Raw genomic sequence first — 14,515 nt, 5'->3', positions numbered from 1 at the left:
TCGCTCTTCCCGGTTGCATCGCTATCCCGAGCCGCCCCCCTGACCTAGGGTGTGCAGCATGGCGGTCCTGAGCGCAGACACCGAGCCCTACTACGACCTCGGCGACTACCGCCGTGCGGTCGACTCGCCCTCGCCGCAGGCCCGGGTCTGGTTCGACCGCGGCCTGGTGTGGGCGTACGCCTTCAACCACGAAGAGGCCATCGCGTGCTTCGAGCGCGCCCTGGCACTCGACGCCGACATGGCGATCGCCCGCTGGGGCATCGCGTATGCGATTGGACCCAACTACAACAAGGCCTGGGACGCCTTCGATCCCGTCGATCTGGCCGCCTCCCTGGCCCGGGCCCGGATGGAGTTGCAGCTGGCCGCCAACAGCCGGGCCAGCGTGGTCGAGCGCGACCTGATCGCGGCGCTGGCGACCCGCTTCCCCACCGACGACCCCGACGACGCCGAGGCACTCTCGGCGGGGCACGCCGCCTACGCCGACGCGATGGCCGAACTGGCGCAGGCCTACCCCGACGACGTCGACGTGCTGGCGTTGACGGTCGACGCGCTGGTGAACCTGACGGCATGGGCGTTGTGGGACACCACAACCGGGGAACCAGCAGCGGGCTCGCGAGTGGTGGAGGCCAAACGCCTGCTCGACCATGCGCTGACCATGCCGGCCGGGCGCGCCCATCCTGGCATCCTGCACCTCTACATCCATGCGATGGAGATGTCGGCTCACCCCGAGGACGCGCTGCCGGCCGCCGACCTGCTGCGCGGGCTGGTGCCCGACGCCGGCCATCTGCAGCACATGCCGTCCCACATCGACGTCCTGTGCGGGAACTACCGGGATTCGGTGCTGGCCAACCACGCCGCGGTGGCCGCCGACCGGCGCTTCGTCGCACATGCCGGCCCGCTGAACTTCTACTCGCTGTATCGGGCGCACGATCTGCATTTCGTGGTCTACTCGGCGATGTTCGCCGGGCAGTCGCAGATCGCCCTGCAGGCCGCCGCCGAACTGTCCGGGCAGCTCACCCCAGAGTTGTTGTCCATCGAATCTCCGCCGATGGCCGACTGGCTCGAGGCTTTCGTCCCGCTGCGGGTGCACGTGCTGATCCGGTTCGGCCGCTGGGACGAGCTGATCGCCGAGCCGCTGCCGCACGATCGCGAACTATATTGCAGCACAACGGCGACCATTCACTACGGGCGCGGTGTCGCGCACGCCGCCAAAGGTCAGCTGGCACAGGCCGCAGCCGAACGCCAGGCATTCGTCGAGGCCTATGCCCGGGTGCCGGAGTCGCGCTACCTGTTCAACAACACCAGCCGTGACATCCTCGCGGTGGCGGCGGCCATGCTCGACGGCGAGATCGCCTACCGCGAAGGCAATTTCGACGAGGCGTTCGACCACCTGCGGAAGGCTATCGCGCTGGACGACGCACTGCCCTACGACGAACCCTGGGGCTGGATGCAGCCCACCCGGCACGCCTACGGGGCGCTGCTGCTCGAGCAGGGGCACGTCGAGCAGGCCGCCGCGGTGTATGCCGCCGACCTCGGCTTGGACCCGACCCTGAGCCGGCCGTGCCAGCATCCCGGCAATGTGTGGAGCCTGCACGGCTACCACGAGTGCCTGCAGCGCCTCGGCCGCGACGCCGAGGCCATCATCATCGGCCGGCAGCTCGAGCTGGCCAAGGCTCGCGCCGACGTGCCGATCCTGGCCTCGTGCGCGTGCCGGCTGGAGGTGTTCGAGAAGAGCTGCTGCAGCGACTGAGGCCCGACCCGACGTAAAGTCGACGGGTGCACGATGGGTCGGCGGGGCCGTTACATCCCGAGCAGCGGCACACCTGGGGTCAGCGGGTCGCGGCCTATGTCGGCAGCGCGCCGGTGACGTTCGTCTGGCTGACGGTGTTGTTCTCGACCACGGCGGTTCAGCATCTGCTGCCCCGCTGGCATCTGTTCGCGCTGTTGCGCAAGGACTCGACCAACCTGCACCACCTGGCGTCGGAACCGATCCGGGTGCTGATCACCAGCCTGCTGTGGATCGACGGCTTCATCTGGTGGCCCTATCTACTGGTCTTCTGCCTGGTGCTGGCCCCGGCCGAACACTGGCTGGGCTCACTACGGTTCGTGGTGGCCGGACTGATCGCCCACGTCGCCGCGACCTATCTCAGCGAGGGCTTCCTGTACTGGCAGATCCAGGAGGCCGCCGTCTCCCCCAGGTATCTCAACGCCCGCGACATCGGGGTCAGCTACTTCGTCGTCGGGGTGGCCGCCCTGCTGGGTTACCGCGTCGTGCGCCCCTGGCGGTGGCTGTACCTGCTGACGATCATCGGCTGCGCGGTCGTCGCGGTGTTCGTCGCCCACCCGATGTTCACCCAGGTCGGACACCTGTGCGCGGTCTTCGTCGGGCTGGCCTGCTACCCGATGGCCCGTGGGCGAACGGCCGCTGCGCTGGACCCGGCGCGGTTGCTGCGCCGTCTCGGGGCTCCGGCGCCGCCTGCGTAGAGTGAGACAGCGTGGCGCTCAGCGACGTGGACATCCAACGGCTCGGTCGTTGCGTCGAGCTCGCCCGCGCGGCCCTCGAATCCGGTGACGAACCGTTCGGCTCGATCCTCGTCGACGCCGAGGGCCGGGTCCTGTTCGAGGACCACAACCACGTCGCCGGCGGTGACGCCACCGCCCATCCCGAGCTGGCCATCGCGCGCTGGTCGGTGGGCAACCTCTCCCCCGAGCAGCGATCCAACGCCACCGTCTACACCTCCGGAGAGCACTGCCCGATGTGCGCTGCCGCCCACGCTTGGGTCGGGTTGGGGCGCATCGTGTTTGCTGCTTCCGGCCAACAGCTCGCCCAGTGGCTGTCCGAGTGGCACGCCCCGCCCCCACCGGTCGCGACCCTGCCGATCACCGCGGTCGCCCCACAGTTGGTCGTCGACGGACCCGCACCGCAGTACCGCGACGAGATGATGGCCCTCTACGCAGTGCGGTTCCGGCCATGAGCACACCGGACTGGGTGCGTCACGCCATTTGGTGGCACGTCTACCCGCTGGGTTTCGTCGGCGCGTTTCCCGCCGACCCACCGCCCGGCCCGCAAGAACACCGGCTGAGCCGCATCGTCGACTGGCTCGACCACGCCGTCGAACTGGGCACCTCCGGAATTGCCCTCGGTCCGGTGTTCGCTTCACGCACCCACGGCTACGACACCACCGACCACCTCCGCATCGACCCCCGTCTCGGTGACGACGCCGACTTCGACGAGTTCGTCACCCAAGCGCACCGGCGCGGACTGCGGGTGCTGCTCGACGGTGTGTTCAACCATGTGGGAACCGATTTCGCGAGGTACCGGCGGGCCGTGGACGACGGTGACGCGGAATCGGCGGGCTGGTTTCGGGGGCGCCCGGGACGCTTCCACACCTTCGAGGGCCACGGCGAACTGGTGACGCTCAACCACACCAACCCGGCCGTCGTCGACTACGTCGTGGACGTGATGAAGCACTGGCTGGACCGCGGCGCCGACGGATGGCGGTTGGACGCCGCCTACGCGGTCCCGGAAATCTTCTGGGCCCAGGTGTTGCCCCGGGTGCGCCAGGCGCATCCCGACGCATGGTTCGTCGCCGAGGTCATCCACGGCGACTACACCGCCTTCGTCGACGGTTCCGGTGTCGACTCGGTGACGCAGTACGAGTTGTGGAAGGCCATTTGGAGCAGCCTCAACGACGGCAACTTCCACGAGCTGGACTGGGCATTGCAGCGCCACAACGACTTTCTGTCCCGCTTTGCGCCGATGACGTTCGTCGGCAATCACGATGTGACCCGGATCGCCAGCAAGCTCGAACGCGCCGAACAGGTGGCGCACGCCCTGGTGCTGCTGTTGACCACCGGCGGCGTCCCCACGGTGTACGCCGGTGACGAGCTCGGATACCGCGGCGTGAAGGAGGATCGCGCCGGTGGTGACGACGCGGTACGCCCGGAGTTCGGCACGCCGCCCGTGCCGCTGGACGACGCCGGACGCGAGACATGGAACCTGCACCAGTACCTGATCGGGCTACGCCGGCGTAACCCATGGCTCTACAAGGCGAAAACGACTGCGCTGCAGCTCGATAACCGCGGCTACTGCTACCAGACCCGCAGCGGTGACGACGCACTTGTGGTCGCACTCAACATCGACGATGCGCCGCTGCGGCTGCCGGTGGCCGAACTGCTCGGACGCCCGGCACAACTGGTCGGCGGTACCGGCGCGCCGCCGCAGGAGTCCGTGACCGAGGTCGTCGTCCCGCCCCAGGGCTGGCTGATCCTGCGCTCGAGCGGCTAGAGAAGCTCCAGCGTGCGCGCGTCGGGCTGTCCGTCGTAGAACCTGTCCAGCACCGCGACAAAGTCGGCGTCGTCGTCGGTGGCCTGGGCGAACAGGGTCATCGACGAGCGCACCTTCAGGGTGTCGGGCCAGCCGAAGACATCCTCGGCCGAGCGGCCCTCGATCGCGCTCGCCAGCCGTGCGCATTCCCGCAGCCGCGGCCCGAGCACCGAATGGGCCAAGTAGGACTGCGCCTCCGCCAGCGATGTGATGCCGAAATGCTTTGCAGTAGAGCTATTTCCGAGATCGGCAAGTTGCGGGAAGATGAACCAGATCCAATGGGTGCGCTTGGCGCCGGTGCGCAGTTCGGCCCGCACCTGCCCATAGACGCCGTCCTGCGCGTCGACGAATCGCTGCAGATCGAAGGGGTCATCCATACCTCAACGGTATCGTTGCCTGCGCGTGACCGTCCCGTTATCGAAGCGGTGCTCAAAATCCTTGGTGTGAGCCAACTCCCGAGTCCGGTGCGTCTCCTGATCGTTAGCGAACCGCGACTTGGCGCACCGCCGCGCGTACCGAGTCGCGCCTTGCGTGCGTGATTAGCTACCGGCACACAGCACTTCTCCGGTTGTGAAACGCGTACGAAAGGTGATGGTTTCCGTCATGAAGATCGTCGAATTGATGCGAGGCACATGGTTGCGCCGCGTGGCCGCAGCCTTCGTGGCCGCACTCTTTCTGCCCGGCGTAATCGGCGTTGTCGGCGGGTCGGCGACTGCGGCCGCCTTCTCCAAGCCGGGACTTCCGGTTCTCTACCTCGATGTCCCGTCGGCCGCGATGGGCCGCAACATCCGAATCCAGTTCCAGGGTGGGGGCCCGCACGCGGTGTACCTGCTCGACGGCCTGCGCGCACAGGACGACTACAACGGCTGGGACATCAACACCCCGGCCTTCGAGTGGCTGTACGGCTCGGGTCTGTCGACGGTCATGCCGGTCGGCGGCCAGTCGAGCTTCTACACCGACTGGTACCAGCCGTCGCAGGGCAACGGCCAGAACTACACCTACAAGTGGGAAACGTTCATGAACAAGGAGCTGCCCGAGTATCTGGCAGCCAACTACGGGGTCGACCCGAACGGCAATGCGGTCGTCGGGCTGTCGATGGCCGGTAGCGCCTCACTGACCTACGCGATCTACTACCCGCAGCGCTACCCCTACGCAGCATCGCTGTCGGGCTTCCTGAACCCCTCGGAGGGGTGGTGGCCGATGCTGATCGGGCTGGCGATGAACGACGCCGGCGGATACAACGCACAGAGCATGTGGGGCCCGTCGTCGGATCCGGCCTGGCGGCGTAACGATCCGATGGTCAACATCAACCAGCTGGTCGCCAACAACACCCGGATCTGGATCTACTGCGGCACCGGCACGCCGTCGGATCTGGACACCTCCGGCGGTGGCGGCAACCTGATGGCCGCGCAGTTCCTGGAGGGCTTCACGTTGCGGACCAACAAGACCTTCATGGACAACTACCTGGCCGCCGGTGGACGCAACGGCGTGTTCAACTTCCCGGCCAACGGCACGCACAGCTGGGGTTACTGGGGCCAGCAGCTCCAGCAGATGATCCCCGACATTCAGCGCACGCTGGGGGCCACCCCCACCGCCGGCTGATCCAAGCCGCACGCCCCAGCGAGCCTGTCGCCAACCCCCGGCGGCAGGCTCGCTGTTTTGTGCGGCCCCGACCACGAGGCGGCACGCTGACAGCGAACACGCGTGAGGGAACAAAGCCACCACCCCCAGGGTTGAGCCAACCAGACTGAACTTTGGAGGATTGATGGCTGAAGCCACATCTGTGCCCGTCTTATTCATCAGTGAGCCGATCGTGCTGCCCGGAATGGTGGTGCCGATCGAACTCGACGACGCCGCCCGCGCGGCAGTGGACGCAGCTCAGGCCACCCCGACCGGCAAGCTCCTGATCGCGCCACGCTTAGACGATCGCTACCCCACCCACGGCGTCATCGCGTCGATCGTGCAGGTAGGCCGCATTCCCGGCGGCGGCGCCGCCGCTATCGTGCGCGGTGAGAGCCGCGCCCACATCGGATCCGGAACCACCGGGCCGGGAGCGGCACTGTGGGTCGAGGTCGAGGAAATAGCAGCGGTCGAGGCAGACGAGGACACCAAGGCGCTTGCCGCGGAATACAAGAAGCTGCTGCTGGCTATGCTGCAGCGCCGCGAGGCCTGGCAGATCGTCGACGTGGTCAACAAGATCGCCGATCCGGCCGCCTTGGCCGACACCGCCGGTTACGCGTCGTACCTCACCGACGTCCAAAGGCGTCAGCTGCTGGAGACCGAGGACGTGGCCGCCCGCCTCCGTCTGTTGATCGACTGGACCGCCGAACACCTCGCCGAGGTGGAGGTCAGCGACAAGATCTCCCAGGACGTCCGCGAGGGCATGGAGAAGACGCAGAAGGAATTCCTGCTGCGTCAACAGCTGGCCGCCATCCGCAAGGAACTCGGCGAGGACGAGCCAGACGGTTCAGATGACTACCGGTCCAGAATCGAGGCGGCCGACCTGCCGGACAACGTCCGCCAAGCGGCGCTACGCGAAGTCGGCAAGCTGGAACGCTCCAGTGAGCAGAGCCCGGAAGGCGGCTGGATCCGCACCTGGCTGGACACCGTCCTGGACCTACCGTGGAACACCCGCACCGACGACTCTACCGACCTGAAGGCGGCCCGGGAGATCCTCGACGCCGACCATCACGGCCTCGACGACGTCAAGGACCGCATCGTGGAGTACCTGGCCGTTCGGACCCGCCGCGCGCAGCGCGGCCTGCAGGTGGTGGGCGGTCGCGGCTCGGGTGCCGTCATGGTGCTGGCCGGCCCCCCCGGCGTCGGCAAGACGTCGCTGGGTGAGAGCGTGGCCCGGGCACTGGGCCGCAAGTTCGTGCGCGTCGCCCTCGGCGGTGTGCGCGACGAGGCGGAGATCCGCGGCCACCGGCGCACCTACGTCGGCGCCCTGCCGGGCCGGATCGTCCGCGCGATCGGCGAGGCCGGTTCGATGAACCCGGTCGTGCTGCTCGACGAGATCGACAAGGTCGGCTCGGACTACCGCGGGGACCCGTCGGCTGCCCTATTGGAGGTCTTGGATCCAGCGCAGAACCACACGTTCCGGGACCACTACCTGGACCTGGATCTGGACCTATCCGATGTGGTGTTCCTGGCCACTGCCAACGTGATCGAGAACATCCCCTCGGCCCTGCTGGACCGGATGGAGCTGGTGTCGATCGACGGCTACACCGAGGACGACAAGGTGGCGATCGCCCGCGAGTACCTGCTGCCCCGGGAGCGCGACCGCGCGGCGCTGACCGACGAGGAGGTGACGGTCACCGACGCGGCGTTGCGCAAGATCGCCGCGGACTACACCCGCGAACCCGGCGTGCGGCAGTTCGAGCGGCTGCTGGCCAAGGCGCTGCGTAAGGCGACCACCAAACTGGCCGACGATCCGCAAGCGCTGATCATCGACGAGCCGGATCTGGTGGGCTACCTGGGCCGTCCGCGGTTCACCCCGGAATCCGCGGAACGCACCGCGGTGCCGGGTGTCGCCACCGGGCTGGCGGTGACGGGCCTGGGCGGCGACGTGCTCTACATCGAGGCCGGCTCGGTGGAGTCGGCTGGGACCGGTGAGCCGGCTCTGATCTTGACCGGTCAGCTCGGTGACGTGATGAAGGAATCCGCGCAGATCGCGCTGTCCTACGTGCGCAGCCATGCCGAGCAGCTGGGTGTGGATCCCGCGGCGCTGAACCGCAAGATCCACGTGCACGTGCCGGCCGGCGCGGTGCCCAAGGACGGGCCGTCCGCCGGTGTGACCATGGTGACTGCGCTGGTCTCGATGGCCACCGGGCGGCAGGTGCGCTCGGATGTCGGGATGACCGGCGAGGTCACGCTCAACGGCCGGGTGCTGCCCATCGGCGGAGTCAAGCAGAAACTGCTCGCGGCCCAACGGGCCGGGCTGGCAACGGTTTTCATCCCGCAGCGCAACGAGCCCGATCTGGACGATGTCCCGGCCGAGGTGCTCGAGGCGTTGACCGTGAAGCCGATGACCGATGTCGCCGACATCGTGGCTCAGGCCCTGGAGCCGGCCGCCGAGTTGGCTACGGTCGCTGCCTGACCGGCGACCAGACACAGAATTACCCCGATTCGGCCGGATCGGGGTAATTCTGTGTCTGCTGGGCGTATTACCGTTTCGTCATGGCCTACGACGAGGATCTGGCGAACCGAGTGCGCGAACTGCTCGCCACCGAACGCGGGGTCGACGAGAAACGCATGTTCGGCGGGCTCGCTTTCCTGATCGGCGGCAACCTGGCGGTGGTCGTCAGCGGCAAGGGCGGCCTGATGGTGCGGGTGCCCATCGAGGAGACCGCCGCGCTGCTGGCTGGCGCACACGTCGCACCGATGGTCATGGCCGGCCGCGAGACCCGCGGCTGGATCCGTGTCGACGACGAGGGCATCCGCACTGCGCGCCAGTTGCGGATCTGGGTCGCCCGCGGACTAGCGCAGGCCAAGTCGTTGCCCGCGAAATAGCTCGGTTTGGCCGCTGGCCCAAGTAGGCCACGTTCGAGGGTTGGCACACCCGGTCGACACCGCCCCGATCCATGCGGGCAGCTACAGCGCGGCCGACCTGCGGTGGTGGGCCGATCGGATCGGCGAGTATCAGGATTCGAACAGCCGGCGCCGTGCCGTCGCGAACTCCGCATCGGTCAGATCGCCCCGGTCCCGCATGGTGGTGAGCCGGCGCAACTGTTCGGCGACCGCTGGGGCGAGGTCGACAGGCGGCGGGCATGCCCGGACGATCGGCGCGTCCTCGATCAGCTCCACCAGCTCCGGGCGGTCGGGATCGAGGCGGACCGCGACCCGGTCGTCGGGTTCGGGAATCTCCCCGAGCGCAAACGTGGCAGCCAGCCGCGCCTCGTAAGGTGCTGCGCCGTCGGGTCTTTCGACGCGGAGCCGCACCACCCGGCGGGCGGCATCCTTGCTGGCCACCGCGGTGAACGTCGGCCGGACGACGCCCAGTATCACGGCGGTGGCGGGCACCCCGGCCGCGCGCAGCCGATCCACCCGCGATACCGCGGCCACCAGCCGGGCCGCATAGGCCAGGATCAGACCCGACCAGAGCGCCAACCACCACAGCGACAGCGGGGCCGTCCAGTCGGCTGCCCACGGCACAATCGAGGCGATCGCCCAGCCGAGCGGCACCGGCCGCGGCGAGCGCCGGGCGATTGCCAGGAACACCACGAACTGCGCCACATAGCCGCCGACCCACACACCGAGCGCCCAGCCCTTGGCCGTCACGGGCCCGCTGTGTCCCAGCAGTGCGGTGGCGACGACGGCCGAACCCACGATCAGCGCCCACCACAGCACCGCCCGCGCCGCGATCGCCCGCCACATCACCCGGTCACGGTATACCGGGGTCGGTCAGCCACCGGACCGCGCCACGATCAGCGCCGTGTCGAGAACACTGACCCGTCCCGCCGCCCCGTCGACGCGGACCCGCATCCCGGTGTGCAGCCTGCATTCCGCGTCCTGAACATGGGTCACCACTGGCACGGCGAGTCCGGCAGTCGTGCCGACGGCGCCATCGGCGATCACCGCGCCGGGCGCCCCAAGCAGCGTGACCCAGTCCAGTCCCGCTCCGGCGATCACGGCGATATCGCCGGCCTGCAGGTGCGCGTCGTCGGCCGACAACACGACCATGACCGTCCCTTCCGCCACCCCGGCGACCGCACCGCGGCCGGATAACTCCTCGCCCACCGCCGCCGCCGGCGGTCCTGTCGTCGGCGCCCAGCCGCCGTCGACGACCGGCGGAAGTTCCACCGTCTGCAGCCGGTCCCGTTCGGCGGTCCGGCGCTTGACGCGCAACCGGGCGTCGGGCGGTACGGCCAACGCTTCCTCCACGGCCAACAAGAAGATGTCGTCGACCGCACCGAGCTTGTCCTCGGCGACCAGCCGGCGGCCCAATTCCCTGACGGCGAGCCGTAGTTGATGGGTGAAGCGCAGGGTCGTGTCGTAGGCCAGGCCGGCGGCGCTCAAGCCGGCCGTGTCCCCGGCGTCACCGGTGCGCTCGGCATCTGAGGGCAACCCGGTGTTCCGGCGGGCCGCGGCGAGCAGGATGTCGGGCCGGTCGCCGAAGACCGGTGTCGCGAGTTCGGCGGCGCCGGGCCCCCGGTGACCGAGGTGCGACAGCGCCGCGTCGAATGTCCGGGCGAACATCGGTGCGGCGGTGCGCGCCGATGCCATGTCCCCGGCGTCGAAGGCGGTCTGCACATACGGGTGGGCGCGCAGCACCCTTGCCAGCGAGTCGATCTCCGCACGGCTGTCGATGGCGCCGCCGACTTGGCTCAGCTGGGCCGGCGCCACCTCGGCCAGCACCAGCGCCTGCGCACTGAGCACCCATCCCTGGTGAATTCGGTTGCGTAACAGACGTATTCGAGCATCGAGTTGCGCGTCCCGCAACTCCGACAGCGCGGCGGTATCGCGCCAGTGCGCCTCGGCGGCATCCTGGTAGTCCCGCAGATTCCGCGCGTACATCCGCGCCGCAGGCAGTAGCCGCGACACCGACATCGCGCCCCCGGCTGCGGCGAACAGCCCGGAACCGGTTCGAGGCGAGTCGGTAGCGCCGCGCAGCCGGCGGGACAGCGCCGCCACACGTTCGGGTAATCGCGGTTCGGCCGCAGCCAGGACCGAGGCATTCAGGTAGGCCCGGTGGCCGAACACCGCCACCAGCCGGCTGTCCCATTCTTCGGCCACCGCCGCCCGTAGATCCAGCAGCCGCGCCACCGACCGGGCCGCTCCCCGCAACCCGCCCAGGTGCAGGTCCAGCGACATCGGCGTCAACGGCCCGCGCATTCCGCCGAAACCCGCGGAGCCCGCTGCCAGGAACACCGGGAACCGCGGATCGATCCGGTCGTCGAACTCTCCTTCGGCGCCGTCGCGTGCGGCGGTGACCAGATGTGCACCGCCCGTCGGTGGCACTACCGCGGTCGGCATCGCTATCCGCCCGGCCACCGCGACAGCGCCGGTCGCCGTGATCCGGCGGCCCTCGAGCCCCCGGGCGGTGTCGGCCATCGCGGCGGCGGCATCCCAGCCGCAGTCGAAACGCCACTGGGTGCGCAGCGCCGACAGGTCGATTGCCGGGCTGGGCTGCGGCCAGCCCGCGACACCGCGGGCGCGGGGCCGCGGATCGACTCCATTGAGGGTGCGGCGCACCGAGACCACGGTGGCGGTGTCGGCGCTGGCCAGCTCGACGACCCCGGTGCGGTCGGTGACCGCCGCGGTGACCAGGAATCGGATCAGGTCGTCGACGTGCAGAAGATGCAGTGCACCGGTCAGTTCGGGATCGAGCAGGGCCGCGACTGTCCGGCACACCAGTGCGTCGGCCTGCCGGCCGACCGGCGCGGCGATGCGCACCACCAGATTCGGCGCCCAGCCGGTGGCGACAAGATCCTCGGCCGGCTGCCACCACCGCGGGTCGAGCAGCGACAGCGATGGGAAGACCACCCGGGCGCCGCCGCGCGCGGCGGCGTCGCAGACCCGCACGACCTCCCCGGGGCGCGGTCCGCCGGAGCCCTCGCGCGGCAGCACCACGACCGCGTCGGCCCGGTCGGCCAACCGGTAGAGCACCGGATGTTCGGGGGCAGCGATGATGAGGTCCACACCGGCGTCGAGATCGCGGTGTGGGTACTGCGCCAGGCCCTGGACGTCGTGGCCAGCGGCCAGCAGCCCACCGGCCAGGGCACGTCCCAGCTCCCCGGTCACCTCGGTGAGCAAGATCCGCATGCCGTGCCCTACTTCCCCCGTCTCCTTCGACGAGAGTAAGCAGGTCCGGGCCGAATTATCGACCTTTTGAGCGGTTGCCCGACACCGTCAGCACAGGGTGGCGCGGCCGTCGGCACCCACCCGGACCTTGGCGCCCGCGATGTCGTCGCGCACCGTCGCCGCGGTGTCGGCCGGGTCCTCGATGACGGCCAGCGTGCGCGAATCGTCCGGGGTGCGCACCGCCAGGAACGCCTTCTGCGGCTGCCCGTCCCGGTCGAACGGTGTGGTCCACGACTCGACGGTGCCCTCACCGTCCCAGGAGACCAGCGCCGTGCGGGTGGGTTCGGCATCGACCGCGCGCTGGACGTCCTCCCAGCGGAAGTCGGTGGCCGGCGGGGTGGCGCTGTAGACCCCGAAGCTGTGCTTGGTCAAGTAACCGCCGTTGGCGGTGATCAGACCGCGGGCCTGCGGATTGCGCCGCAGCAGCTCGGCCATCGTCGCGATGGAGTGCATGACGTAGTTGTTCCATGGACCACCGGCAAAGGTCAGTCCGCCGGTCACGGTCAGCGCGCGCAGCGGGTCGTCGGTGGGCAAGCCGAGCTCGTTGGCCGCGACCTGCACCGCCGACGGGAAGCAGGAATAGACGTCGACGTAGTCGACGTCGTCGATGCCGATACCGGCGAGTTCGAGCGCCCGGCGCCCGGCAATCCTGATCGCCGGCGACCGGTGCAGATCGGCGCGTTCCGCCACGGCGTAGGTGTCGTGCGAGTCGGTGCCGGAATGCGGAAAAACCCACTGATCGCGCGGAACCTGCAGCTCGGTGGCCTTCTGGGCCGAACACACGATGACCACCGCGGCCTGGTTGACCATGTTGTTGGAATTCATCAGCTTCGGATAGGGCCAGCTGATCATCCGATTCTCGGGGCCCGCCTGCCAGATCTGTTCGGCGGACAACGCCTCGGAACTCCAGGCGTGCGGATTGTCGGCCGCGACCTCGCTGAATCGGGCCCACAACGCTCCGATGCGGCGCCGGTGCTCGTCGCTGCCCTCGCCGGCGGCGATGCGCAGCGACTGCTCGAACAGCGGGTAGACGTGCGAAGGCAGTAGCAGGCCGATGCGCTCTTCGGCCGGGCCGGCCATCGGGACGTCCTCGGCCCCGGGCGGCACCGCGACGCTGTCGTCCTGGCGGGTCCAGTCGGGCCGGACGCCCTTCGCCTTCATCCGACTGCGGGTCCGCCAGGTCTCCCCGCCGGCCAGCAACACAACGTCGTTGCGCCCGGCCTGGATGTCCAGGCAAGCCTGATTGACCAGGGACTGGGGGGTGTTGCCACCGACCCCGGTGTAGAAGGTCGAAGCGTCCGTGGCGCCGATCCGTTCGGCTAGCAGCAGCCCAGGGTCGCGGTAGCGCCACGACAGCAGGTTGACCACCCGGACCGCGTCGACCGCCGCCAGCACCCGCGCGTCGGCGGCTTCCCGGGCGGCGGCGGCCATCAGGTCGACAGGTCCGATCTCCGGCGCGTCGTCCCGTTCGTTGACCTGTCCGACACCGACAAGTACCGGAGTCCGAGGATCCATCGGGGGCCCTTCCGTAGTCGCTGACGGCGTTTTGACGCCTGTCAAAACCTAGCATCGGTGGTGCCGGCGCCGGGCTGGCGGCCGCTGCGGTGCTCGCCCGAGCGGGTGCCATGATGTCCCCATGACGGTAGTTCTGGTGCACGGCAATCCGGAGACCGAGGTGATCTGGGGCCCCCTGGTGGAGGCGCTCGGTCGCGGCGACGTGGTGCGGCTCTCCCCGCCCGGATTCGGCGCGCCGCTGCCCGAGGACTTCCCCGCGACCTTCCTGGCTTATCGGGACTGGCTGGCCGCGGAGTTGGAACGCTTCGACAATCCCGTGGACCTGGTGGGGCACGACTGGGGCGGCGGCCATGTGGTCAACCTGGTGATGCAGCGCCCGGAGCTGGTCCGCAGCTGGGCCAGTGACGTCGTGGGGTTGTTCGACCCGGACTACGTCTGGCACGACCTGGCCCAGGTGTGGCAGACCTCCGGGGCCGGCGAAGAGGCCATCGCCGCGATGGTCGAAGGATCGTTCGAAGACCGTGTCGCACAGATGACCGGCTTGGGGATTCCCGATGCCATCGCCGCCGATCTCGCTGCCGCGCAGGACGAGCAGATGGGCCGCGCCATCCTCGCGCTCTACCGGTCGGCCGCCCAGCCCGCGATGGCCGAGGCCGGGCAGTCGCTGGCCAACGCCGCCGCACGGCCGGGACTGTCGCTGTTGGCCACCGCGGATGCGTTCATCGGCGTCCACGACAACCGTCGGCGCGCCGCGGACCGGGCCGGTGCCCGCACCGAAGTACTCGACGGCCTCGGCCACTGGTGGATGCTGGACGACCCGGCCCGCGGGGCGCAGGCCCTGGCCGACTTCTGGGCTTCGCTGGACTGAAT

General features: G+C 69.3%; 12 protein-coding genes. 8 read left to right on the top strand and 4 right to left on the bottom strand.

The genetic code is table 11. The features are described from left to right. The first annotated feature begins 58 nt into the window (after positions 1–58). From ACXDF8_RS07280 to ACXDF8_RS07265, 4 genes are read left to right on the top strand one after another with little or no spacing between them, the layout of a single operon-like run. Positions 59–1,750 carry a tetratricopeptide repeat protein gene (locus ACXDF8_RS07280; RefSeq protein WP_457222576.1) on the top strand — a complete coding sequence of 564 codons (1,692 nt, stop codon included), beginning with the start codon at positions 59–61 and terminating at the stop codon, positions 1,748–1,750. Between the two features lie 26 nt (positions 1,751–1,776). After that, complete coding sequence (locus ACXDF8_RS07275; protein WP_457222575.1) at positions 1,777–2,484, top strand: rhomboid-like protein; 708 nt, start codon at positions 1,777–1,779, stop codon at positions 2,482–2,484. An 11-nt stretch (positions 2,485–2,495) separates the two neighbouring features. Continuing rightward, positions 2,496–2,975 carry a nucleoside deaminase gene (locus tag ACXDF8_RS07270; protein WP_457222574.1) on the top strand — a complete coding sequence of 160 codons (480 nt, stop codon included), beginning with the start codon at positions 2,496–2,498 and terminating at the stop codon, positions 2,973–2,975. Further along, positions 2,972–4,288, top strand: coding sequence for an alpha-amylase family protein (locus tag ACXDF8_RS07265; protein WP_457222573.1), 1,317 nt, complete (start codon positions 2,972–2,974; stop codon positions 4,286–4,288). Before ACXDF8_RS07270 ends, ACXDF8_RS07265 begins: the two co-directional genes overlap by 4 nt. Here ACXDF8_RS07265 and ACXDF8_RS07260 read toward each other — a convergent pair. Then, a complete protein-coding gene (locus ACXDF8_RS07260) occupies positions 4,285–4,704 on the bottom strand; it encodes a DUF1810 domain-containing protein (RefSeq protein WP_457222572.1) in 420 nt (139 codons plus the stop codon). The genes ACXDF8_RS07265 and ACXDF8_RS07260 overlap by 4 nt on opposite strands. A 226-nt stretch (positions 4,705–4,930) precedes the next feature. On the opposite strand from ACXDF8_RS07260, the gene ACXDF8_RS07255 reads away from it, so the two are divergent. From ACXDF8_RS07255 to ACXDF8_RS07245, 3 genes are all read left to right on the top strand, one after another. Beyond that, the gene (locus ACXDF8_RS07255; protein WP_457222571.1) at positions 4,931–5,929 is read left to right on the top strand and encodes an esterase family protein; all 999 of its coding nucleotides are present in this window, start codon (positions 4,931–4,933) and stop codon (positions 5,927–5,929) included. A 163-nt stretch (positions 5,930–6,092) separates the two neighbouring features. Beyond that, positions 6,093–8,426 (top strand): endopeptidase La, encoded by a 2,334-nt coding sequence (gene lon, locus ACXDF8_RS07250; RefSeq protein WP_457222570.1) that lies wholly within the window; start codon positions 6,093–6,095, stop codon positions 8,424–8,426. Positions 8,427–8,506: 80 nt separating this feature from the next. Further along, complete coding sequence (locus tag ACXDF8_RS07245) at positions 8,507–8,839, top strand: TfoX/Sxy family protein (RefSeq protein ID WP_457222569.1); 333 nt, start codon at positions 8,507–8,509, stop codon at positions 8,837–8,839. Positions 8,840–8,968: 129 nt separating this feature from the next. Here the strand turns inward: ACXDF8_RS07245 and ACXDF8_RS07240 are convergent, their stop codons facing one another. From ACXDF8_RS07240 to ACXDF8_RS07230, 3 genes are all read right to left on the bottom strand, one after another. Next, entirely contained in the window at positions 8,969–9,706 is a 738-nt protein-coding gene (locus tag ACXDF8_RS07240) for an SHOCT domain-containing protein (RefSeq protein ID WP_457222568.1), read from the bottom strand. A gap of 24 nt (positions 9,707–9,730) precedes the next feature. Then, the gene (locus ACXDF8_RS07235) at positions 9,731–12,091 is read right to left on the bottom strand and encodes a hypothetical protein (RefSeq protein ID WP_457222567.1); all 2,361 of its coding nucleotides are present in this window, start codon (positions 12,089–12,091) and stop codon (positions 9,731–9,733) included. A gap of 87 nt (positions 12,092–12,178) precedes the next feature. Beyond that, complete coding sequence (locus tag ACXDF8_RS07230) at positions 12,179–13,645, bottom strand: acetyl-CoA acetyltransferase (protein WP_457222566.1); 1,467 nt, start codon at positions 13,643–13,645, stop codon at positions 12,179–12,181. A gap of 121 nt (positions 13,646–13,766) precedes the next feature. On the opposite strand from ACXDF8_RS07230, the gene ACXDF8_RS07225 reads away from it, so the two are divergent. Beyond that, entirely contained in the window at positions 13,767–14,513 is a 747-nt protein-coding gene (locus ACXDF8_RS07225; RefSeq protein WP_457222565.1) for an alpha/beta fold hydrolase, read from the top strand. Positions 14,514–14,515: the final 2 nt, after the last annotated feature.

Source organism: Mycolicibacterium sp. CBM1 (assembly GCF_054073305.1).
The sequence above is the reverse complement of the archived record's forward strand: the minus strand, read 5'-3'. Positions and strand labels throughout refer to the sequence as shown.

Bases quoted from the DNA above. Each gene is read 5' to 3' on its own strand.
- ACXDF8_RS07235 (WP_457222567.1), bottom strand. From the start codon at position 12,091: ATGCGGATCTTGCTCACCGAGGTGACCGGGGAGCTGGGACGTGCCCTG.
- ACXDF8_RS07245 (WP_457222569.1), top strand. From the start codon at position 8,507: ATGGCCTACGACGAGGATCTGGCGAACCGAGTGCGCGAACTGCTCGCC.
- ACXDF8_RS07280 (WP_457222576.1), top strand. From the start codon at position 59: ATGGCGGTCCTGAGCGCAGACACCGAGCCCTACTACGACCTCGGCGAC.
- ACXDF8_RS07230 (WP_457222566.1), bottom strand. From the start codon at position 13,645: ATGGATCCTCGGACTCCGGTACTTGTCGGTGTCGGACAGGTCAACGAA.
- ACXDF8_RS07260 (WP_457222572.1), bottom strand. From the start codon at position 4,704: ATGGATGACCCCTTCGATCTGCAGCGATTCGTCGACGCGCAGGACGGC.
- ACXDF8_RS07225 (WP_457222565.1), top strand. From the start codon at position 13,767: ATGACGGTAGTTCTGGTGCACGGCAATCCGGAGACCGAGGTGATCTGG.
- lon (WP_457222570.1), top strand. From the start codon at position 6,093: ATGGCTGAAGCCACATCTGTGCCCGTCTTATTCATCAGTGAGCCGATC.
- ACXDF8_RS07265 (WP_457222573.1), top strand. From the start codon at position 2,972: ATGAGCACACCGGACTGGGTGCGTCACGCCATTTGGTGGCACGTCTAC.
- ACXDF8_RS07255 (WP_457222571.1), top strand. From the start codon at position 4,931: ATGAAGATCGTCGAATTGATGCGAGGCACATGGTTGCGCCGCGTGGCC.